A 20,252-nucleotide genomic window follows, 5' to 3' on the forward strand; every position below is an offset into this window, starting at 1 on the left:
GCTCCCTCTTACAGCACCTTGGCTTCGGTCTTCAGCTTCTCGACCAGCGTCTTCACGTCCGGCACCTTCACGCCGGCCGCGCGCTTCGGCGGCTCGGCCACCTTCAGCGTCTTCAGACGCGGCGCGACGTCCACGCCGAGGTCTTCCGGCTTCACGGTTTCCAGCGGCTTCTTCTTCGCCTTCATGATGTTCGGCAGCGTCACGTAGCGCGGCTCGTTCAGGCGCAGGTCGGTCGTCACGACCGCCGGCAGCGTCAGCGACAGCGTTTCCGCGCCGCCGTCGACTTCGCGCGCAACGGTTGCCTTGCCGTCGGCGATCGTCACCTTCGACGCGAACGTCGCCTGCGGCAGACCTGCGAGCGCGGCCAGCATCTGGCCCGTCTGGTTCGAATCGTCGTCGATCGCCTGCTTGCCGAGGATCACCAGTTGCGGCTGTTCCTTGTCGACCAGTGCCTTCAGGATCTTCGCGACGGCCAGCGGCTCGACGCTGTCGTTCGACTCGACGAGGATCGCGCGATCCGCGCCGATCGCCAGCGCCGTGCGCAGCGTTTCCTGCGCTTGAGTCACACCCACCGACACCGCGATCACTTCGGTCGCCACGCCCGCTTCCTTCAGGCGCACGGCTTCTTCCACGGCGATCTCGTCGAACGGGTTCATCGACATCTTCACGTTCGCGATGTCGACACCCGTGTTGTCCGACTTCACGCGGACCTTCACGTTGTAATCGACCACTCTTTTCACTGGCACCAGGATTTTCATGCACACGCTCCAAAGTTACGAATACGACCAGAGGCCATTTTAAGCGAGGCCTCATGACTGCGCGGCCAGGCGGACCCAACCATGATGGTTGTCGAGGATACCGCTTCTTGGCGACGCGCCAATGATAGCGAACGGTCGTTCTATTTTAAAAGAGAAAAAACCCGGACGCAAAGCCCGGGTTTTCGATCATCGACTCTAATCGCGCCGGGCGTCCCGTGCTGCGGCCGTTACCAGGCGGCAATGACCGCGCCGCCGAACTTGCCTTCGATGAACTGTTTCACGTCGGCCGAGTGATAGGCCGCAATCAGCCTGGCGACCCACGGCTTGTTCCGGTCCGCGTCGCGAATCGCGAGGATGTTCGCGTACGGGCCGCTCGGGCCCTCGATCGCGATCGCGTCCTGCTTCGGTTTCAACCCCGCTTCCATCGCGTAGTTGGTATTGATCGCGGCCGCGTCGACGTCGCCGAGCGAGCGCGGAATCTGCGCCGCATCGAGCTCGACGATCTTCAGCTTGCGCGGATTGTCGACGATATCGAGCGGCGTCGCCTTCAACCCCGCATCCGCGCGCAGCTTCAGCAGCCCCTGCTTCTGCAGCAACAGCAGCGCGCGGCCGCCGTTGGTCGGATCGTTCGGCACCGCGACGCGCGCGCCCGGCTTCAGCTCGGCCAGCGACTTCACGCGCTTCGAGTAAATGCCCATCGGAAACGTGACGGTATCCGCGACCTTGATCAGCTTGTAGCCGCGATCCTTCACCTGCGCCTGCAGATACGGATCGTGCTGGTAGCTGTTCGCGTCGAGGTCGCCCGACGCGAGCGCGGCGTTCGGCTGCACGTAGTCGGAAAATTCGACGATGCGGATCTCGAGCCCCTCCTTCGCCGCGACCTTCTTCACCACTTCCATGATCTGCGCGTGCGGACCGCCCGTCACGCCGACCTTGATGGTTTCGGCCCGGGCTTGCGCGCCCGCGAACAGTGCGGCCGCGCCCAGCGCCGCCGCGAATTTCAGCATGAAGCGTCGTTGCATCGTCTCTCCCCTATCGAAACGGTCTGATCTTATTTGTGGCTCAGCCGGCGCACCAGCCAATCGCCGAGCGATTGCACGATCTGCACGAACACGATCAGGATCGCGACGACCGTCCACATCACTTCCGGCAGATAGCGCTGGTAACCGTAACGGATCCCGAGATCGCCGAGCCCGCCGCCGCCGATCGCGCCCGCCATCGCCGAATAGCCGACCAGCGACACGAACGTGATCGTCAGGCCCGCGACGACGCCCGGCAGCGATTCGGGCAACAGCACCTTGAATACGATCTGCGACGTGGTCGCGCCCATCGATTGCGCGGCCTCGATCAGCCCGCGATCGACTTCACGCAGCGCGGTTTCGACGAGACGCGCGATGAACGGCGCGGCCGCGAGCGTCAGCGGCACGACCGCCGCGGCCGTGCCGATCGATGAACCGGTAACGAGCCGCGTGAACGGAATCACCGCGACCAGCAGGATGATGAACGGCGTCGAGCGGACCGCGTTCACGATGCCGCCGAGCACGCGATTGACCGCGAGATTCTGCAGCACGCCCTGGCGATCGGTCAGGTAGAGCAGCACGCCGAGCGGCAGGCCGACGAGCGCGCCGACCGCCCCGGAGATGCCGACCATGATCAGCGTCTCCCAGAACGACTGCACGAACATATCGAACATCTCACTCAACATACGAAAGCTCCTCTACCACCACACCTTGCTCGCGCAGGAACGCGAGCGCCTGCCCGACCTTGCCCGGCTCGCCGCCCGCGAGCACCGCGAGCGAACCGAATGCCTGCCCCTGGATCTCGTCGATCTGGCCATGCAGGATGTTGAAATCGAGTTCGTACCGGCGGATCGTCTCCGACAGGATCGGCTGGTCGACCCCCGAGCCCGTGAACGCGAGCCGCAGCAGATGCCCGCTGCCCGTCTTCAGCCGCTCGGCCACGCGCGCCTTCAGCGCGGGCGGCAACTCCTGCGCGATCACGTCGCCGATCAGCGCGCGCGTCACTTCGTGATGCGGCTGCAGGAACACGTCGATCACGCGGCCTTCCTCGACCACGCGCCCCGCATCGAGCACCGCCACGCGATCGCAGACCTGCTTGATCACTTCCATCTGGTGCGTGATCAGCACGATCGTCAGGCCGAGCTCGCGGTTGATGCGCTTCAGCAGGTCGAGGATCGAACGCGTGGTTTCGGGGTCGAGCGCCGACGTCGCCTCGTCCGACAGCAGCACCTTCGGCTGGCTCGCCAGCGCGCGGGCGATGCCGACGCGCTGCTTCTGCCCGCCGCTGATCTGCGCCGGATAGCGATCCTTCTGCGCGGACAGCCCGACCAGGTCGAGCAGCGGCAGCACCGCGGCTTCGATGTCGGCACGGCTCGCGCCGGCCAGCTCGAGCGGTAGCGCGACGTTGTCGAACACCGTGCGCGACGACAGCAGGTTGAAGTGCTGGAAGATCATGCCGATTTCGCGGCGCGCTTCGCGCAGCGCGCCGGCCGACAGCAGCGTGAGATCGCGCCCGCCGACGACGACATTGCCTTCGGTCGGCCGCGTGAGCAGGTTGATGGTGCGCACGAGCGTGCTCTTGCCGGCGCCGCTTCGGCCGATGATGCCGAACACCTCGCCCTGCGGGATCGTCAGATTGACGTTGTGCAACGCTTCGACCCAGCCGCCCGGGCCGGGGAAACGCTGCGAAAGATTGCGCAATTCGATCATGTAAACAAAACGGCGGCCGGCCGGCGAGTTGGCCCGCCAGTCGGCCGCCGATGCATCTGGAATAACCCGCGATTTTACCGCAAACCCCTCATTCCCCTTAATAATCGATTTCGATCTTTTCATAACCAAATGAAATTAGAGGGGCGCCGCTGGGGGCTCGCGAGAATCCCGCGACTATGATCCGGAACACCGACCAACGAACAGGGGACACGCCAGATGAGCACGACCACCACGCCGGCCGCCGCACCCGCCACCGCCGGATCGGCGCCCGCGCCGCGGATGGGTCGGCTGGGTACCGCCGACGGGCTCGAACTGGCGTCGTACCGCTGGCCGGCCGGCGACGGCGCCGCGCCGCCGCGCGCGACGATCGCGCTGGTGCACGGCCTCGCCGAACACGCGGGCCGCCATGCCGCGCTCGCCGGCCGGCTGAACGCGGCCGGCATCGACGTGCTGGCGATCGATCTGCGCGGGCATGGCCAGTCGCCCGGCAAGCGAGCCTGGGTCGAACGTTTCGACGACTACCTGAACGATGCGGACGCGCTGGTGGCCGAAGCCGCGCGCGGCGAAGCGCCGCTGTTCCTGATGGGACACAGCATGGGCGGCGCGATCGCGGCGCTCTACGCGATCGAACGTGCACCGGTACGCGGCCACGCGCTGACGGGCCTCGTGCTGTCGAGTCCGGCGCTTGCGCCCGGGCGCGACGTGCCGCGCAGGATGCTCGCGGTCAGCCGCGTCATCAGCCGCGTGTGGCCCACTTTCCCCGCGATCAGGATCGATGCGGCGCTGCTGTCGCGCGATCCGGCCATCGTCGCGGCCAATCGCGCCGACCCGCTCGTGCATCACGGCGCCGTGCCCGCACGCACCGGTGCGGAGATTCTCGACGCGATGGCGCGCATCGAAAACGGTCGCGACACGCTCCGCGTGCCGGTGCTCGTCTATCACGGCACCGACGACAAGCTGACCGAACCCGACGGCAGCCGCGCGTTCGGCGCGCGCGTCGGCTCGCCCGACCGTACGCTGACGCTGTACGAAGGCGGCTTCCACGAAACGATGAACGACCTCGAACGCGATCGCGTGATCGACGCGTTGATCGCGTGGATTCACGCGCGCGTGCCGGCGCGCTGAGCGCGGCCGGCCGGTTGGCCGGTCGGCCGGGATTCAGATCCCGGCCAGCACGCGCAGGTGCGCGACGACGCTGCGCCCCAGCGCGGACAGGTTGTAGCCGCCTTCGAGGCAGCTGACGATGCGGCCCTGCGCATGCCGGCGCGCCACCTCGACGATCTGCGCGGTCAGCCATTCGAAGTCGGCCTCGACGAGACCGAGATTGCCGATGTCGTCCTCGCGATGCGCGTCGAAGCCGGCCGACACGAACAGCATTTGCGGCTTGAACGCGTCGAGGCGCGGCAGCCAGAACATGTCGACGGCTTCGCGGATCGCCATCCCGTTGCTGCGCGCGGGCATCGGCAGGTTGACCATGTTCGGCGCCTGATGATCGACGCCCGAGAACGGATACAGCGGATGCTGGAAGAAGCTGCACATCAGCACGCGCTCGTCGTTCGCGAACGCCGCCTCGGTGCCGTTGCCGTGGTGCACGTCGAAATCGATGATCGCGACCCGTTCGATGCCGTGTACGTCCAGTGCGTGCCGCGCGGCGATCGCGACGTTGTTGAAGAAGCAGAAGCCCATCGCTCGGGCAGGCTCCGCATGATGGCCGGGCGGGCGGACGCCGCAGAACGCATTCGCATAGCGGCCCTCGATCACCGCGTCGGTCGCCGCGATCGCGGCGCCGGCCGCGCGCAGCGCCGCGCGCCATGTGTCGGGATTCATCAGCGTATCGGGATCGATCTCGACGTAACCGTCGACCGGCGTCATGCTGCGGATGTAGTCGATGTGCGCCTGCGTATGCACGCGGCCCAGCGCGACCTCGCTCGCGAACGGCGCGGTTTCGTGCACGATCAGGTCGTCGATGCGGCTCGCAATCAGTTGATCCTGGATCGCCGACAGGCGGGCCGGGCATTCCGGATGCCACTCCCCCATCTCGTGCAGCATGCAGTCGGGGTGCGTATAGAAAGCGGTTGCCATAAGCTGTCATCCGTGGCGCAGGGTGCGCCGCAGGTCTCCCTCAATGATGTCCATCGTCTGCCGCGAATTCGCCGCTAACTTACCACAACGGGGGCCCGCTTCGGCCCGGCGCGCCGGATGCGTCGGGTATACTGCGCCGAACACCATCGCCCTGTCCGCCCGCTTCGACATGAATTCCAGCAAGCCTGCCGCCCTTCTCCCCGCGCTGTTCCGCGTTCGCGCTCCGCTCGTCGCCGCTGCCATCGCCACGGCCCTCGGCACCGCGCCTGCCGTCGCGCAGACGCAGCCGGCGAAGCCCGCCGGCACGCTCGTCGCGCAGGCCCAGCCGCAGCAGCCGACGCCGCAAGGCCAGACTTTCGAAGAGGAAATCGTTCCGCAGCGGTACGCGAACAACGCGAAGGTCGACGCGTTCATCGACGAGATGGTGAGCCGCAACGGCTTCGATTCGGCGAGCCTGCATGCGCTGTTCTCGCGCATCAGCTACTCGGCGACGGCCGTCAAGCTCGTGCGGCCCGCGCCCACGCCTTCGGTCAAGAACTGGCGCGTCTATCGCTCGCGCTTCATCGAACCGATCCGCATCAACGCCGGCGTGAAGTTCTGGAAGGCGAACCAGGCGACGCTGCAGCGCGCGTCCGAGCAGTTCGGCGTGCCGCCCGAGGTGATCGTCGGCATCATCGGCGTCGAGACCATCTATGGCCGCTACATGGGCAATTTCCGCGTGCTCGACGCGCTGACCACACTGACGTTCGACTACCCGGACACGCCGAATCGCGACAGCCGCCAGGCCACGTTCCGCAAGAACCTCGAAGACTTCCTGGTCTGGACCCGCGACAACCAGCTCGACCCGACCACCGTGCTCGGCTCGTACACCGGCGCGATCGGGATTCCTCAGTTCCTGCCGAGCAGCATCCGCGAATACGCGGTCGACTTCGACGGTACGGGCCACGTCGATCTGCGCAGCAGTCCTGTCGATGCGATCGGCAGCGTCGCGAACTACCTGAAGCAGCACGGCTGGGAAACCGACCGCCCGGTGGTCTGGCAGATCACGCCCGACACGGGCAGCCTGGGCATCGCGCAGGCCGCCGCGGACGGCCAGCCCGAACCGCACTGGGCACTGTCGCAACTGCTGCGCGCGGGCATGACGTTGAACGAGCCGACGGTCAACATCACGGCCGAAGCCGGCACGCCGGTGACCGTGGTCGACCTGCCGACGCCGGGGCGCGCGACCGAATACATGCTCGGCCTGAAGAACTTCTACGTGCTGACGCGCTACAACCGCAGCTTCTTCTACGCGCTCGCCGTGTACCAGCTCGGCGAGGCCGTGAAGGCGCAGATGGAAGCCAATGGCGCGCTGCAACCGGCCGCCGACGACGCGCAGCCGCAGTAAGCGCTGGTCGCCCAAAGAAAAAGCGCCGCGGTTCACGGAACGCGGCGCTTTTTTTATCGACGCGCGAATCGCGCCCCGCTCTCGCTCAGGCGGGAAACACGCCCGTGGACAGGTAGCGGTCGCCGCGATCGCAGACGATGAACACGATCGTCGCGTTCTCGACCTGCCGTGCGATGCGCATCGCGACTTCGCATGCGCCGCCCGACGAAATGCCCGCGAAGATGCCTTCGACCGCCGCAAGGCGGCGCGTCATCGTTTCCGACGCCGCCTGGCTCACGCTTTCGACGCGATCGACACGGCTGCGATCGAAGATGGTCGGCATGTACGCTTCCGGCCACTTGCGGATGCCGGGAATACGCGAGCCGTCTTCCGGCTGCGCGCCGATAATTTCGATCGCCGGATTCTGTTCCTTCAGGTAGCGCGACGTGCCCATGATCGTGCCCGTCGTGCCCATCGCGGACACGAAGTGCGTGATGCGCCCTTCGGTATCGCGCCAGATCTCCGGCCCCGTTCCTTCGTAGTGCGCGACGGGATTGTCGGGATTGCCGAACTGGTCGAGGATCACGCCCTTGCCTTCGCGCTGCATCTGCTCTGCGAGATCGCGCGCCAGCTCCATCCCGCCCTTCACCGGCGTCAGGATGATTTCGGCGCCATAAGCGGCCATGCTCTGGCGGCGCTCGACCGACAGATCCTCCGGCATGATCAGCACCATCTTGTAGCCGCGGATCGCCGCGGCCATCGCGAGCGCGATGCCCGTGTTGCCGCTCGTCGCCTCGATCAGCGTATCGCCCGGCTTGATGCGCCCGCGCGCCTCGGCCTTGCTGATCATCGACAGCGCCGGGCGATCCTTCACGGAACCGGCCGGATTGTTACCCTCGAGCTTCGCGAGCAGCACGTTGTTGCGCGCGCGAATCTCGTCGTCCGGCAGGCGGACCAGTTGCACGAGCGGCGTATTGCCGATCGTGTCTTCGATAGTTTTGTAAGCCATGGATATACCGTGAGTGCGAGGCCGATCAATCGATCGATTGTAAACCAGCACCGGCACGCGCGCCGGCAACCCCATTACGACGATGGAATACGCGCGCCGCGCGGTTCGCGATCGTCGCGCAGCCCGCCGCACGCAAAAAACCCGCGGCATGCCGCGGGAAGCCGTCGCAACGACGGCGGCTGAAGGAGCCCTGTGTCGGGTTATGTGCGACCCGTTATTTCTGCGCCGTGCGGGCCGGTGCGGCGGGCTTTGCCGCCGCCGGCTTGCCCGCGGCCGGCGGCGTCGTACCCGTACCGGCCGCCGCACCGATCGTCAGCCCTTCCTGCTGAAGCCGCTCGACGGTATGCCCGCCCATGCCCTTCACGCGCGTGGCGAGATCGTCCGCATTCCTGAACGGACCGTGTGCGCCGCGCTCGTCGAGAATCGCCTTCGCCCGCGCCGGGCCAATGCCCTTGATGCCGACGAGCGCATCCTCGTTCGCGGTGTTGACGTCGACGGCCGCCCAGGCCGACGCCACCGCACCGAGCATGACCGCCGCGGCAAACCATTTCCTGATCATGTGCTGGATCTCCGAAGAAAAACGGCCGGCGGCTGCCGACCGTGAGACCCAGTCTATCGATGTGACGCGCCGGTTTAAACCTGGCCGGATAGCCAACGGACGTAGCGATCGACGCCTTCCTGCACGGTCAGGAACGGTGCGTCGTAGCCGGCCGCGCGCAGTTTCGTCTGGTCGGCCTGCGTGAAGCACTGATACTTGCCGCGCAGCGCATCGGGGAACGGCACGTATTCGATCAAGCCCTGCTCGACCTGCTGCGCGAGCGTCAGCGGCGGCTGGTTGTCGAGCGCGCGCAGCGTGTTCACGACCGTCGATGCGATATCGTTGAACGGCTGGGCGCGGCCCGTGCCGAGATTGAAGATGCCCGACTTCTCCGGATGATCGAAGAAGAACAGGTTCACCTTGGTCACGTCCTCGACCGACACGAAATCGCGCGTCTGCTCGCCCGGTGCATAGCCGTTGTACTCGCCGAACAGCTTCACCTTGCCTTCCGCGCGGAACTGGTTGAAGTTGTGGAACGCGACCGACGCCATGCGGCCCTTGTGGGTCTCGCGCGGGCCGTACACGTTGAAATAGCGGAAGCCCGCGATCTGGCTCTTCGCGCTCGGCAGCACGCGACGGATCACCTGATCGAACAGGAACTTCGAATAGCCGTACACGTTCAGCGGCGCCTCGACGTCGCGCTCCTCGACGAAACGCGTCGAGCCGCCGTAGATCGCGGCCGACGATGCATACAGGAACTGCGTGCCCTGCGCGAGGCAGGTATCGAGCACCGCGCGGCTGTAGCGGAAGTTGTTGTCCATCATGTAGCGGCCGTCGGTTTCCATCGTGTCCGAACAGGCGCCTTCATGAAATACCGCGCGTACCTTGCCGAAATCGCCGCGCGCGAAGCGTTCGACGAATTCGGTCTTGTCGAGATAGTCGTCGATCTCGCAGTCGACGAGATTGCGGAACTTGTCCGCGCGCGTCAGGTTGTCGACCGCGATGATGCGCGTCTCGCCGCGCTCGTTGAGCGCCTTGACGATGTTCGCGCCGATAAAACCGGCTGCGCCGGTGACGATGAGGGTCATGATCGTCCTGCCTGAAAAGTGCGAGCCATGCGTGCGGCGCGCTCGTCGCGCCGCCGAATGCGCTCAGTGAAACAGTTCGTCGTAATCCACGGTGGCCGTGCCGAGCTTGCCGACCACGATGCCTGCCGCGCGATTCGCGAGCACCACGGCGTCGACGAGCGGCACACCGGCGCCGAGCATCGTCGCGACCGTCGCGATCACAGTGTCGCCCGCGCCCGACACGTCGAACACCTCGCGCGCGAGCGCCGGCGCATGCAGTTCGCCGCCCGCGGAAAAGAGCGTCATGCCCTCCTCCGAACGCGTGAGCAGCAGCGCGTCGATGCCGAGCTCCGCACGCAGATTCGCGACGCGCGCGCGCAGGTCGTCTTCCGATTTCCACTGCCCGACCACCTCGCGCAGTTCCGCGCGATTCGGCGTGATCAGCGATGCGCCGCGATAGCGTGCCCAGTCGTCGCCCTTCGGGTCGACCAGGACCGCCTTGCCGGCCGCACGCGCCTTCTCGATCATCGTCGTCACGTGCGTGAGACCGCCTTTGGCGTAATCCGACATCAGCACGACGTCGTGCTGCGGCAGCAGCACGTCGAAGCGTGCGAGCCCCGCGAGCAGCACCTCGTGCGTCGGCATCGCCTCGAAATCGACGCGCAGCAGTTGCTGCTGGCGCGCGAGCACGCGCAGCTTGATCGTGGTCGGGAGTGCGGGATCGCGCTCGAGATGCGGCGTCACGCCGCTGCTGCCGAGCAGCTCGACGATCCGCTCGCCGGGTTCGTCGCAACCGACGACGCACAGCAGGCCGGCCTGACCGCCGAGCGTCACGGCATTGCGCGCAACGTTGGCCGCGCCGCCGAGCCGCTCCTCCTGGCGCTGCACGTGCACGACCGGCACCGGCGCTTCAGGTGAAATGCGATCGACGTTGCCGAACCAGTAACGGTCGAGCATCACGTCGCCGACGACGAGCACACGCGAGCGCGCGAGTTGCTCGCGCGGCACCGGAACGATTTCGCGAAGAGTATTCATCGTACGTTCAGCCACGGGAGGACGACTGGGGATCGACGTACGGCCGGCCGATCGCGTAATAGTCGATGCCCAGCTCGGCCATCGCGTCCGGCTCGTACAGGTTGCGCCCGTCGAAGATCACCGGCGCCTTCAGTTCGGCCTTCAGGCGCGTGAAATCGGGGCTGCGGAATTCCTTCCACTCGGTCACGATCACGAGCGCATCCGCGCCGGTGACGGCGAGATCCTGCGTGTCGACGAGATGCAGCCGCGCCAGTGCGTGCGCATCGTCGCCGAAATCCAGCGCGAACACGCGCCGCGCTTCGTCGACCGCGACCGGATCGTACGCGCGCACGGTTGCTCCGCGCTCGAGCAGCGCGGCGATCAGGCGGCGGCTCGGCGCCTCGCGCATGTCGTCGGTGTTCGGCTTGAACGCCAGGCCCCAGACCGCGAACTCGCGGCCCGTCAGGTCGGCGCCGAAGCGCTGCTCGATCTTGCCGATCAGCACGTCCTTCTGCGCATGGTTGGCGGCCTCGACGGCCTCCAGGATGCGCAGCGGCTGGCCGTTCTCGCCCGCGGTGCGGATCAGTGCCTGCACGTCCTTCGGGAAGCACGAGCCGCCGTAGCCAACGCCCGCGTACAGGAAGTGATAGCCGATGCGCGGATCGGAGCCGATCCCGCGTCGCACGGCCTCGATGTCCGCGCCGACCTTGTCGGCGAGATTCGACATCTCGTTCATGAACGAGATGCGCGTCGCGAGCATCGCGTTCGCCGCATACTTCGCGAACTCGGCCGAACGCACGTCCATGTAGATCGTGCGCTCGTGATTGCGGTTGAACGGCGCGTAGAGCTTCTTCATCTTCTCGCGCGCGGTCGTGCCGGTTTCGTCGTCGTCGACGCCGATGATGATCCGGTCCGGACGCATGAAGTCCTCGACCGCGGCGCCTTCCTTCAGGAATTCCGGGTTCGATACGACCGAGAAGCGATGCGCGACGCTGCCCGCGAGCCCGCGTGCGGCAAGCGCCTCGTCGACCACGCCGCGCACGCGCTGCGCGGTGCCGACCGGCACCGTCGACTTGTCGACGATCACCTTGAAGCCCGTCATGTGGCGGCCGATGTTGCGCGCGGCCTCGAGCACGTATTGCAGGTCGGCCGAGCCGTCCTCGTCGGGCGGCGTGCCGACCGCGATGAACTGGATCTCGCCATGCGCGACGCTCGCCTCGATGTCGGTCGAAAAGCGCAGGCGCCCCGCCGTGCGGTTGCGCGCGATGATGTCCAGCAGCCCCGGTTCGTGAATCGGCATTCCGCCGTTGTTCAGGATGTCGATCTTGCGCGGATCGACGTCGAGACAGAAGACGTCGTGACCGATCTCCGCGAGGCAGGCGCCCGTGACGAGACCGACATAGCCGGTGCCGATGATGGTGATTTTCATAGATGTTCCGGTACTTCCCGGTAATTGACTAACTTGGCCGCCGGGACGAGCCCGGCGGCAACCGCTGCGCGTTGGCTCCGCGCGCCGGGATCAGCCCGGCATCGCAGGTTCGACGCGGCGCGGCGCATAGGTTTCCCAGCCGCTGCAGCCGGGGCACTGCCAGTAGAAGAGCCGTGCCCGGAAACCGCAATTCTGGCACGTATACCGTGGCAGATTTTTCGTGCGCTGCTTGATCAGCGCACGCATCATTTCAAGTTCCTTACGACGCGGTTCGTCGGCCGCCGCGATCTGCGCATCGAGCAGGTGCAGCATCCCCGACAGGTTCGGCGACTTTTCCATCTGCGTGCGCGCGAGCGTGTGCGCGGCATCCTGGCCGCGCAACCCGGCGATATGCTGATAGGCGATGTCGAGCAGGTCGTTCGACGGATAACGATCGACGTACCCCATCAGCAGCTCCGCGCCTTCGACGTTCTTGCCGAGTGCGACGTACGCCTTCATCAGTTTGTCGGCGACGAGCGGCAGATACGCCGGATTCTGCGCTTCGACGCGCTTCCAGTACTCGATCGCGGCCGCGTGGTCGCCCGCCGCTTCCGCCGCATCGCCGGACAGAACCGTCGCACGGACGTTCTGCGGATTCACGGTCAGCGCAAGGCGCAGTTGCTCGGCCGCCGCTGCGGCATTCTTGCGCTGCAGCGCGTCCTGCGCGAGTTCGCAGTGAAACTGCGCAATTTCGATGCCGAGCGGCTTGTCGCTCATCGATTCGATGCGTTTGGCCGTGTCGATCGACTTGTTCCAGTCCTTCTCGATCTCGTAGATCGTCAGCAACGCCCGCTGTGCGCCGAGCGCGTAGTCGCCGTCCGCGAGCTTGTGGAACGCCTCTTCGGCGCGATCCAGCAGGCCGGCCTTCAGGAAGTCCTGGCCCAGTTCGTACAGCGCGTGGTCGCGCTCGTTGACCGGCAGATCGGTGCGGCTCAGCAGGTTCTGGTGCACGCGGATCGCGCGGTCGGTCTCGCCGCGACGGCGAAACAGGTTGCCGAGCGCGAAGTGCAGCTCGACCGTCTCGGGATCGAGCTTGGCCACCTCGATGAACGCATCGATCGCCTTGTCCGGTTGTTCGTTCAACAGAAAATTCAGGCCGCGAAAATACGAGCGCGGCAGGTTGGCACTCTCCGACAGGAGATTCTTCAGGTCATAGCGTGACGCCGCCCAACCGAGCGCGAATGCGACCGGAATCGCGAGCAACCACCAGAAATCCAGATCCATGCGAAATATCGAAGCAGAGACGAAAACCGCGCGAGGAATCGCGCGGCGTCCGTGTTAAATGACGGGCGGCATCGGTGGCTGGTCGATGACGGCGGGCGTTTCGCGCGCCGCACGCAGATCGCGCTTCAAACGCCCGTTCTCGAGACGCAGGCGGAAGATTGAAGGCAGCGCGGACAGCAGGCCGGCCAGCAGCCCCACGACGAAGAATGCCAGGCCGATCAGGATCAGCGGCGCTTGCCATGCGTAGCCGGCAACGAAATTCAGCGTCGCGGTTTGTGTATTGGCCAGGGCGAGCACCAGCAGCAGGACGAACACCAATACCCGGATCAGCCAGACGATAAACTTCATGAAGCCCTCTCTTTGTTGAGGTTTGCCGCGGCGCGCGACTCCCCTTCGTCGCACCGAATCGACCCGTATTGTAAAGGAAGCGTTTCCGCGGCTGCGCACATCCTGTGCGCCCGCGTTGCACACCCGTGGCCCGAAATGAAAAAAGCGCCCGCAAGGGGCGCTTTTCTTTTCAGCCTTCGCCGGACAGGTTCCGGGCACACCGAACGACGCTCAACGCTCGTCGTCCGGATCGTCAGCCTTCAGCGGTTCACCGGCGCGGCCGTCGACGCGTTCACGCAACTCCTTGCCAGGTTTGAAGTGCGGCACGAACTTCTCGGGCACCTGCACTTTCTCCCCCGACTTCGGGTTGCGTCCGACGCGCGCCGGGCGACGGTTGAGGCCAAAGCTGCCGAAACCCCGAATTTCAATGCGATGCCCTTTCGCCAGGGCGTCGGACATCGCATCGAGCATCGTTTTCACCGCGAAATCCGCATCCTTGAGGACAAGTTGCGGAAATCGCGATGCCAGCTGCGCGACCAACTCGGATTTGGTCATACTTCAGCAGACCTCGTAAGGCTTACTGGTTCTGGCCGTCGAGCTTCGCCTTCAGCAGCGCGCCGAGGTTGGTCGTACCGGTCGCGGCAGCGCTCGTGTCCGACTGCAGGCCGCGGATCGCTTCCTGTTGCTCGGCCGAATCCTTCGCCTTGATCGACAGGTTGATGCCGCGCGACTTGCGATCGATGTTGATCACCATCGCGTTGACCTTGTCGCCTTCCTTCAGCACGTTGCGTGCGTCTTCGACGCGATCCTGCGAGATTTCCGACGCACGCAGGTAGCCTTCGACGTCGCCCGTCAGCGTGACGACCGCACCCTTCGCATCGACCGTCTTCACGACGCCGTCGACGATCGAGCCCTTGTCGTTCATGGCAACGTAGTTGCTGAACGGGTCGCCTTCGAGCTGCTTGATGCCGAGCGAAATGCGCTCCTTCTCGACGTCGATACCGAGCACGATTGCTTCGACTTCGTCGCCCTTCTTGTACTTGCGAACGGCTTCTTCGCCGGCTTCGCTCCACGACAGGTCCGACAGGTGGACCAGGCCGTCGATGCCGCCCGGCAGACCGATGAACACGCCGAAGTCGGTGATCGACTTGATCGCGCCCGTGATCTTGTCGCCCTTCTTGAAGTTGCGGCTGAAGTCATCCCACGGATTCGGCTTGCACTGCTTCATGCCGAGGCTGATACGACGGCGGTCTTCGTCGATCTCGAGGACCATGACTTCGACTTCGTCGCCCAGCTGGACAACCTTCGACGGCGCAACGTTCTTGTTGGTCCAGTCCATTTCCGACACGTGGACGAGGCCTTCGATGCCCGATTCCACTTCGACGAATGCGCCGTAGTCGGTGATGTTCGTGACCTTGCCGAACAGGCGCGTGCCCGACGGGTAGCGGCGCGAGATGCCTTCCCACGGATCGTCGCCCAGTTGCTTGATGCCCAGCGAGACGCGGTTCTTCTCCTGGTCGAACTTGAGGATCTTCGCGGTGACTTCCTGGCCAACCGACAGGACTTCGCTCGGGTGACGCACGCGACGCCATGCGATGTCGGTGATGTGCAGCAGGCCGTCGATGCCGCCGAGGTCGACGAACGCGCCGTAGTCGGTGATGTTCTTGACCACGCCGTTGACGATCGCGCCTTCCTTCAGCGTCTCGAGCAGCTTCGCGCGCTCTTCGCCTTGCGTGGCTTCGATCACTGCACGACGCGACAGCACGACGTTGTTACGCTTGCGATCGAGCTTGATCACGCGGAACTCGAGCGTCTTGCCTTCGTACGGGGTCGTGTCCTTGACCGGACGCGTGTCGACCAGCGAACCCGGCAGGAACGCGCGGATGCCGTTGACCATCACGGTCATGCCGCCCTTCACCTTGCCGGTAATGGTACCGGTGACGAGCTCGTTGTTGTCGAGCGCCTTTTCCAGCGACAGCCACGATGCAAGGCGCTTCGCCTTGTCGCGCGACAGGATCGTGTCGCCGTAGCCGTTTTCGAGTGCGTCGATCGCGACGGACACGAAATCGCCCGACTGCACCTCAACCTCGCCCTGATCGTTCAGGAATTCCTCGATCGGAATGTAAGCCTCGGACTTCAGGCCTGCATTGACGACCACGAAGTTGTGGTCGACGCGCACGACTTCGGCGGAGATCACTTCGCCGGCGCGCATGTCTTGGCGGGTCAGCGACTCTTCGAACAGAGCCGCAAAGGATTCGGTATTCGGGTTGGAGGTTTGCAGGTCGGACATAAAAATCTGATTGTGCATGGCTCGCTATGCCACGCCGGCCGGAATGGCAGGCTGAAAGGGCCAGATCGAGGACCACACGGGGTTAAGGGTTCGAAACACGCTCCGCGCTTGCGACGCGAAGCACCTACCGCTGCCTGCCTTCTCAGGCCGGCTGGCCGAGTGCCCGGTACCACTGCAGCACCTGGTCGACGGCTTCATCGACCGAAAGTGCCGACGTATCGAGCAGCTTGGCATCTGCCGCAGGCTTCAGCGGCGCGGCCGCGCGATTGCTGTCGCGCGCGTCACGTTCACGAAGATCCCGGAGCAAGTCATCTATATTAGCAGAAAAACCTTTTTGCATCAATTGCTTATGCCGCCTGGTCGCGCGTGCCTCGGCGCTGGCCGTCAGGAACACCTTCAGCACGGCGTCCGGGAAGATCACGGTGCCCATGTCGCGCCCGTCCGCCACGAGGCCAGGCGTCTTGCGGAACGCGCGCTGGCGCGCGACGAGCGCGGTGCGCACGGGCCCGTGCACGGCGATGGCCGACGCGCGGTTGCCGACCGCTTCGGCGCGGATGTCGTTCGACACGTCGACGCCGTCGAGCTGCGCGCAACCTTCACGGAACGTGATGTGCAGGTCGTCGATCAGCTTCACCAGCGCGTCGACGTCTTCCGCGGCGATGCCGTAGCGCACGCTCGCGAGCGCCGCGAGCCGGTACAGCGCGCCGCTGTCGAGCAGGTGAAAACCCAGGTGCGCGGCGACGAGCGCCGCGACGGTGCCCTTGCCGGAAGCGGTCGGGCCGTCGATCGTGATGACGGGAGTCGGGTGAAAGGGTCGGGTGGATTTCATCGGAACAGTCGGGTCAGGCCTTGGCGAGCGCGGCGAAGCGGTCGAAATAGTCGGGGAACGTCTTGCCGACGCACTTCGGATCGTTGATCCGCACGGGCACGCCGCCCAGGCTGACGAGCGAGAAGCACATCGCCATCCGGTGATCGTCGTACGTATCGATCGCCGCATTCGGCGTGAGCTTTTCCGGCGGCGTGACGACGAGATAGTCGGGGCCTTCCTCGACGATCGCGCCGACCTTGCGGAGCTCGGTCGCCATCGCGGCGATGCGGTCCGTCTCCTTCACGCGCCAGCTCGCGATGTTGCGCAGCGTGCTCGTGCCGTTCGCGAACAGCGCCGCGACCGCGATGGTCATCGCCGCGTCGGGAATCAGGTTGAAGTCCATGTCGATCGGCTCCAGCTTGCCGTGATCGTGGCCGATGCCGCGCACGTCGATCCAGTCGTCGCCCATCGTCACGTTCGCGCCCATCTGCATCAGCGCGTTCGCGAAACCGACGTCGCCCTGGATGCTCGCGCGCCCCACGCCCTCGACCCGCAACGGGCCGCCGCCCAACGCGCCGGCCGCGAGAAAGTACGACGCGGACGACGCGTCGCCCTCGACCATGATCCGCCCCGGCGAGCGGTAGCGGACGCCGGCCGGCACGACGAAGCGCTGCCAGCCGTCGCGCTCGACGGTCACGCCGAAACGCGCCATGAGCCGGATCGTGATGTCGATGTACGGCTTCGAGATCAGCTCGCCGTCGACTTCGACGACGGTCCTGCCCTCCTTCGCCTTCACGAGCGGCAGCGTCATCAGCAGCGCGGTGAGGAACTGGCTCGACACGTCGCCGCGCACGCGGATCGGCGCGTCGACCGAGATCGTCGCCGGCTTGATCCGCAGCGGCGGGTAGCCGTCGTTGAGCTCGTAGTCGATCTGCGCGCCGATCTGGCGCAAACCGTCGACGAGATCGCCGATCGGCCGCTCGTGCATGCGCGGCACGCCGTGCACGCGATAGTCGCCGCCGTTCACCGCGAGCGCGGCGGTCAGCGGCCGCACCGCCGTGCCCGCGTTGCCGAGGAACAGGTCGGCCGTCTTCGCGGTGAACGCGCCGCGCGTGCCGGTGACGACACAGGTGTCGCCGTCGCGCGCGACCTTCACGCCGAGCTTGCCGAGCGCGTCGAGCATCACGCGCGTGTCGTCGGAGTCGAGCAGGTTGGTGATCGTCGTTTCGCCTTCGGCGAGCGCCGCGAGCAGCAGCACGCGGTTCGAAATGCTCTTCGAGCCGGGCAGGCGCACGGTGCCCGATGCGCTGGAGTATGGGCCGAGATCGAGATAGTCCATGGGAATCGTCCTGTTATTTCTTGACCGGTTCGGCAGCCGGCGTGCCGCCGCGTTCCTGCCATGCCTTGCGTGCGGCGCGCGAGCGCGTGAATACGGCTTCGAGCGCCGCGCCGTCGCCGGCGTCGATCGCCGCGCGCAACCGCGTGAGCACGCGCGTATAGCCGTCGAGCTCGTCGAGCAGCGCCGCGCGATTCGCGACGCACACGTCGCGCCACATTTCCGGGTTCGACGCCGCGATGCGCGTGAAATCGCGGAAACCGCCAGCCGCGTACGAGAATTTCAGTTCCGCGTCGGCTTCGCCGAGAATCTGCTCGACGAGCGCGAACGACAGCACGTGCGGCAGATGGCTGATCGACGCAAATACGCGATCGTGCTGCTCGGTGCTCATCGTGCGCACGTCGGCGCCGGTCGCGCGCCACATCGCATCGATCCGCGCCACGGCTTCGGGCGCGTTCTCCGGCAACGGGCAGAGCACGACGTTGCGGCCGACGTAGAGATCCGGCAACGCGGCCTCGACACCGCTCGATTCGCGCCCCGCGATCGGATGACCCGGCACGAACTGCGCGATGCGCGCGCCGAGCGCTTCGCGCGCCGCCGCGACGACATCGGACTTGGTGCTGCCCGCATCGGTGACGATCGTCGCGCGGTCGAGCCACGGCGCGACGCGCGCGAGCAACGGGCCCGTCTGCGCGACGGGCGCGGCCAGCAGGACGAGATCGGCGCCGGCCAGCGCGTCGCGCAATTGCGCGTCGTCGTCGAGCGCCGCCGCACGGTCGATCACGCCGAGCGACAGCGCGCGCTCGACCGACGCCTGCGAACGACCCACGCCGACGATCTCGCCCGCGCTGCCCGGCGCGCGCTCGCGCAACGCGCGCGCGAGCGACCCGCCGATCAGGCCGACGCCGAAGATGACCAGTTTGTTGAATGCAAAGCCTGACACGACAAGAGCCAAGTTACGCGCGCGAAACGACGCCCCGCACGCGGAATTCCAGATTCCGGGCAGCGGGCCCGCATCCGGCGCAACCTGCACCGGATACCGCCCGAGCCCGCCTTCGGCAGCGCCGACCGGCCTGCCCTGCCCGCCCGGCCACCACGCCTGCACAAGCGGGCGCCGGGCCGCAGCGCGTCACCGTGCGCGCGGATACGAGCCGAGTATCTTCAGGAACGCGGCCTTCTGACCGAGTTCCGCGAGCGCGGCCGCCACCGCCGCATCGTCGCGGTGCCCTTCGATGTCGATGTAGAAGTAATACTCCCACGTGCCGACGCGGGCCGGACGCGATTCGAAGCGCGTCATCGACACGCCGTGCCGCGCGAGCGGTTCGAGCAGCTTGAACACGGCGCCCGGCTCGTTCTTCACCGACACGATCAGCGACGTCTGGTCGTGACCGCTTTGGCCGGCCGGCTGCTTGCCGACGATTACGAAGCGCGTGCGGTTGTGCGGGTCGTCCTGGATCAGCGAGAACGCGATCTGCAAACCGTAGTGCGCGGCCGCGCGGTCGCCCGCGATCGCGGCGACGGTCGGATCGGCCGCGGCGAGGCGCGCGGCCTCCGCGTTGCTCGCCACGGCTTGCCGCTCGAGCTGCGGCGCATTCGCCGCGAGCCACTGCTGGCATTGCGCGAGCGCCTGCGCATGTGCGCAGACACGTTTCACGCCGTCGAGCGTGCCGCTCTGCGTGAGCAGGTTGTGATGGATGGGCAGCGCGAGCTCGCCGCTGATCACCAGCTGGGTCTGCAGCAGCAGGTCGAGCGTGCGCGAGACGGCGCCTTCGGTCGAATTCTCGACCGGCGCGATGCCGAACGCGGACGCACCGGCCTCGACCGAGCGGAACACCTCGTCGATCGACGGGCACGGCAGCCCTTCGATCGACTGGCCGAAATACTCGAGCATCGCCTGCTCGCTATACGTGCCGACCGGCCCGAGGAACGCGACGTGGATCGTCTGCTCGAGCGCGCGGCTCGCCGCCATGATCTCGCGCCAGATGGCGCTGATGTGCTCGCTCGCGAGCGGCCCGGCGCTCATGTCCTGCAGCCGCGCGATCACCTGCAGCTCACGCTCCGGCCGGAACACCGGCGCGTTGAAATGCTTCTTGACCTCGCCCACCTCCAGCGCCACCGCGGCGCGCTGGTTCAGGAGCGCGATCAGCTGCGCGTCGATCGCGTCGATGCGGTCGCGCAGCGGTTTCAGGCGGGAATTCAGTTCGTCGTCCATGCGTTTTGCCGTGCTGTTTGAACA

The 20,252-nt window shown here is 66.2% G+C and carries 20 protein-coding genes; 2 read left to right on the plus strand and 18 right to left on the minus strand.

Annotated features, from left to right (window positions below; genetic code table 11):
• Nucleotides 1-8: 8 nt before the first annotated feature.
• From C5F75_RS13830 to C5F75_RS13845, 4 genes are all read right to left on the minus strand, one after another.
• Complete coding sequence (locus C5F75_RS13830; protein WP_021157446.1) at nucleotides 9-758, minus strand: electron transfer flavoprotein subunit beta/FixA family protein; 750 nt, start codon at nucleotides 756-758, stop codon at nucleotides 9-11.
• A 227-nt stretch (nucleotides 759-985) separates the two neighbouring features.
• Nucleotides 986-1,780: a MetQ/NlpA family ABC transporter substrate-binding protein gene (locus tag C5F75_RS13835; RefSeq protein WP_059574054.1), complete on the minus strand. Its 795-nt coding sequence runs from the start codon at nucleotides 1,778-1,780 to the stop codon at nucleotides 986-988.
• Between the two features lie 29 nt (nucleotides 1,781-1,809).
• The gene (locus tag C5F75_RS13840; protein WP_059574055.1) at nucleotides 1,810-2,463 is read right to left on the minus strand and encodes a methionine ABC transporter permease; all 654 of its coding nucleotides are present in this window, start codon (nucleotides 2,461-2,463) and stop codon (nucleotides 1,810-1,812) included.
• Entirely contained in the window at nucleotides 2,453-3,487 is a 1,035-nt protein-coding gene (locus C5F75_RS13845) for a methionine ABC transporter ATP-binding protein (protein WP_059574056.1), read from the minus strand. Before C5F75_RS13845 ends, C5F75_RS13840 begins: the two co-directional genes overlap by 11 nt.
• A gap of 216 nt (nucleotides 3,488-3,703) precedes the next feature.
• On the opposite strand from C5F75_RS13845, the gene C5F75_RS13850 reads away from it, so the two are divergent.
• Nucleotides 3,704-4,612 carry an alpha/beta hydrolase gene (locus C5F75_RS13850; protein WP_104012366.1) on the plus strand — a complete coding sequence of 303 codons (909 nt, stop codon included), beginning with the start codon at nucleotides 3,704-3,706 and terminating at the stop codon, nucleotides 4,610-4,612.
• 33 nt (nucleotides 4,613-4,645) lie between these two features.
• Here the strand turns inward: C5F75_RS13850 and C5F75_RS13855 are convergent, their stop codons facing one another.
• A complete protein-coding gene (locus C5F75_RS13855; RefSeq protein ID WP_059574058.1) occupies nucleotides 4,646-5,569 on the minus strand; it encodes a histone deacetylase family protein in 924 nt (307 codons plus the stop codon).
• A 43-nt stretch (nucleotides 5,570-5,612) separates the two neighbouring features.
• Here C5F75_RS13855 and mltB point away from each other — a divergent pair, with 43 nt between their 5' ends.
• A complete protein-coding gene (gene mltB, locus C5F75_RS13860) occupies nucleotides 5,613-6,956 on the plus strand; it encodes a lytic murein transglycosylase B (protein WP_081066588.1) in 1,344 nt (447 codons plus the stop codon).
• Between the two features lie 85 nt (nucleotides 6,957-7,041).
• On the opposite strand, the gene cysM is transcribed toward mltB, so the two are convergent.
• The 13 genes from cysM to pheA all read right to left on the minus strand — a co-directional run bounded on the left by cysM (nucleotide 7,042) and on the right by pheA (nucleotide 20,228).
• Nucleotides 7,042-7,944, minus strand: a complete 903-nt coding sequence (gene cysM, locus C5F75_RS13865) for a cysteine synthase CysM (protein WP_059574060.1) — start codon at nucleotides 7,942-7,944, stop codon at nucleotides 7,042-7,044.
• 214 nt (nucleotides 7,945-8,158) lie between these two features.
• Nucleotides 8,159-8,503 (minus strand): ComEA family DNA-binding protein, encoded by a 345-nt coding sequence (locus tag C5F75_RS13870; protein WP_059574061.1) that lies wholly within the window; start codon nucleotides 8,501-8,503, stop codon nucleotides 8,159-8,161.
• Nucleotides 8,504-8,577: 74 nt separating this feature from the next.
• Complete coding sequence (rfaD, locus tag C5F75_RS13875) at nucleotides 8,578-9,570, minus strand: ADP-glyceromanno-heptose 6-epimerase (protein ID WP_006496538.1); 993 nt, start codon at nucleotides 9,568-9,570, stop codon at nucleotides 8,578-8,580.
• A 63-nt stretch (nucleotides 9,571-9,633) separates the two neighbouring features.
• Complete coding sequence (gene rfaE1, locus C5F75_RS13880) at nucleotides 9,634-10,584, minus strand: D-glycero-beta-D-manno-heptose-7-phosphate kinase (protein WP_059574062.1); 951 nt, start codon at nucleotides 10,582-10,584, stop codon at nucleotides 9,634-9,636.
• 7 nt (nucleotides 10,585-10,591) lie between these two features.
• A complete protein-coding gene (locus C5F75_RS13885) occupies nucleotides 10,592-11,992 on the minus strand; it encodes a UDP-glucose dehydrogenase family protein (protein WP_059574063.1) in 1,401 nt (466 codons plus the stop codon).
• A gap of 90 nt (nucleotides 11,993-12,082) precedes the next feature.
• Entirely contained in the window at nucleotides 12,083-13,255 is a 1,173-nt protein-coding gene (gene lapB, locus C5F75_RS13890) for a lipopolysaccharide assembly protein LapB (RefSeq protein ID WP_059574064.1), read from the minus strand.
• 54 nt (nucleotides 13,256-13,309) lie between these two features.
• Nucleotides 13,310-13,603 carry a lipopolysaccharide assembly protein LapA domain-containing protein gene (locus C5F75_RS13895; protein ID WP_034183038.1) on the minus strand — a complete coding sequence of 98 codons (294 nt, stop codon included), beginning with the start codon at nucleotides 13,601-13,603 and terminating at the stop codon, nucleotides 13,310-13,312.
• Nucleotides 13,604-13,813: 210 nt separating this feature from the next.
• The gene (locus C5F75_RS13900; protein ID WP_006486894.1) at nucleotides 13,814-14,137 is read right to left on the minus strand and encodes an integration host factor subunit beta; all 324 of its coding nucleotides are present in this window, start codon (nucleotides 14,135-14,137) and stop codon (nucleotides 13,814-13,816) included.
• 22 nt (nucleotides 14,138-14,159) lie between these two features.
• Complete coding sequence (gene rpsA / locus C5F75_RS13905) at nucleotides 14,160-15,872, minus strand: 30S ribosomal protein S1 (protein ID WP_059574327.1); 1,713 nt, start codon at nucleotides 15,870-15,872, stop codon at nucleotides 14,160-14,162.
• A 142-nt stretch (nucleotides 15,873-16,014) separates the two neighbouring features.
• Nucleotides 16,015-16,701, minus strand: coding sequence for a (d)CMP kinase (cmk, locus tag C5F75_RS13910; protein ID WP_059574065.1), 687 nt, complete (start codon nucleotides 16,699-16,701; stop codon nucleotides 16,015-16,017).
• A 13-nt stretch (nucleotides 16,702-16,714) separates the two neighbouring features.
• Nucleotides 16,715-18,019 (minus strand): 3-phosphoshikimate 1-carboxyvinyltransferase, encoded by a 1,305-nt coding sequence (gene aroA / locus C5F75_RS13915; protein WP_059574066.1) that lies wholly within the window; start codon nucleotides 18,017-18,019, stop codon nucleotides 16,715-16,717.
• Nucleotides 18,020-18,032: 13 nt separating this feature from the next.
• A complete protein-coding gene (locus C5F75_RS13920; RefSeq protein ID WP_059574067.1) occupies nucleotides 18,033-18,959 on the minus strand; it encodes a prephenate dehydrogenase in 927 nt (308 codons plus the stop codon).
• 186 nt (nucleotides 18,960-19,145) lie between these two features.
• Complete coding sequence (gene pheA, locus C5F75_RS13925) at nucleotides 19,146-20,228, minus strand: prephenate dehydratase (RefSeq protein WP_034206715.1); 1,083 nt, start codon at nucleotides 20,226-20,228, stop codon at nucleotides 19,146-19,148.
• Nucleotides 20,229-20,252: the final 24 nt, after the last annotated feature.

Source organism: Burkholderia anthinoferrum, from assembly GCF_002925705.1.
Lineage (GTDB): Bacteria > Pseudomonadota > Gammaproteobacteria > Burkholderiales > Burkholderiaceae > Burkholderia > Burkholderia semiarida.

Bases quoted from the DNA above. Each gene is read 5' to 3' on its own strand.
- lapB (WP_059574064.1), bottom strand. From the start codon at position 13,255: ATGGATCTGGATTTCTGGTGGTTGCTCGCGATTCCGGTCGCATTCGCG.
- cmk (WP_059574065.1), bottom strand. From the start codon at position 16,701: ATGAAATCCACCCGACCCTTTCACCCGACTCCCGTCATCACGATCGAC.
- pheA (WP_034206715.1), bottom strand. From the start codon at position 20,228: ATGGACGACGAACTGAATTCCCGCCTGAAACCGCTGCGCGACCGCATC.
- aroA (WP_059574066.1), bottom strand. From the start codon at position 18,019: ATGGACTATCTCGATCTCGGCCCATACTCCAGCGCATCGGGCACCGTG.
- rfaD (WP_006496538.1), bottom strand. From the start codon at position 9,570: ATGACCCTCATCGTCACCGGCGCAGCCGGTTTTATCGGCGCGAACATC.
- C5F75_RS13855 (WP_059574058.1), bottom strand. From the start codon at position 5,569: ATGGCAACCGCTTTCTATACGCACCCCGACTGCATGCTGCACGAGATG.
- mltB (WP_081066588.1), top strand. From the start codon at position 5,613: ATGATGTCCATCGTCTGCCGCGAATTCGCCGCTAACTTACCACAACGG.
- C5F75_RS13870 (WP_059574061.1), bottom strand. From the start codon at position 8,503: ATGATCAGGAAATGGTTTGCCGCGGCGGTCATGCTCGGTGCGGTGGCG.
- C5F75_RS13885 (WP_059574063.1), bottom strand. From the start codon at position 11,992: ATGAAAATCACCATCATCGGCACCGGCTATGTCGGTCTCGTCACGGGC.
- C5F75_RS13895 (WP_034183038.1), bottom strand. From the start codon at position 13,603: ATGAAGTTTATCGTCTGGCTGATCCGGGTATTGGTGTTCGTCCTGCTG.
- rfaE1 (WP_059574062.1), bottom strand. From the start codon at position 10,584: ATGAATACTCTTCGCGAAATCGTTCCGGTGCCGCGCGAGCAACTCGCG.
- cysM (WP_059574060.1), bottom strand. From the start codon at position 7,944: ATGGCTTACAAAACTATCGAAGACACGATCGGCAATACGCCGCTCGTG.
- rpsA (WP_059574327.1), bottom strand. From the start codon at position 15,872: ATGTCCGACCTGCAAACCTCCAACCCGAATACCGAATCCTTTGCGGCT.
- C5F75_RS13835 (WP_059574054.1), bottom strand. From the start codon at position 1,780: ATGCAACGACGCTTCATGCTGAAATTCGCGGCGGCGCTGGGCGCGGCC.
- C5F75_RS13845 (WP_059574056.1), bottom strand. From the start codon at position 3,487: ATGATCGAATTGCGCAATCTTTCGCAGCGTTTCCCCGGCCCGGGCGGC.
- C5F75_RS13850 (WP_104012366.1), top strand. From the start codon at position 3,704: ATGAGCACGACCACCACGCCGGCCGCCGCACCCGCCACCGCCGGATCG.
- C5F75_RS13900 (WP_006486894.1), bottom strand. From the start codon at position 14,137: ATGACCAAATCCGAGTTGGTCGCGCAGCTGGCATCGCGATTTCCGCAA.
- C5F75_RS13830 (WP_021157446.1), bottom strand. From the start codon at position 758: ATGAAAATCCTGGTGCCAGTGAAAAGAGTGGTCGATTACAACGTGAAG.
- C5F75_RS13840 (WP_059574055.1), bottom strand. From the start codon at position 2,463: ATGTTGAGTGAGATGTTCGATATGTTCGTGCAGTCGTTCTGGGAGACG.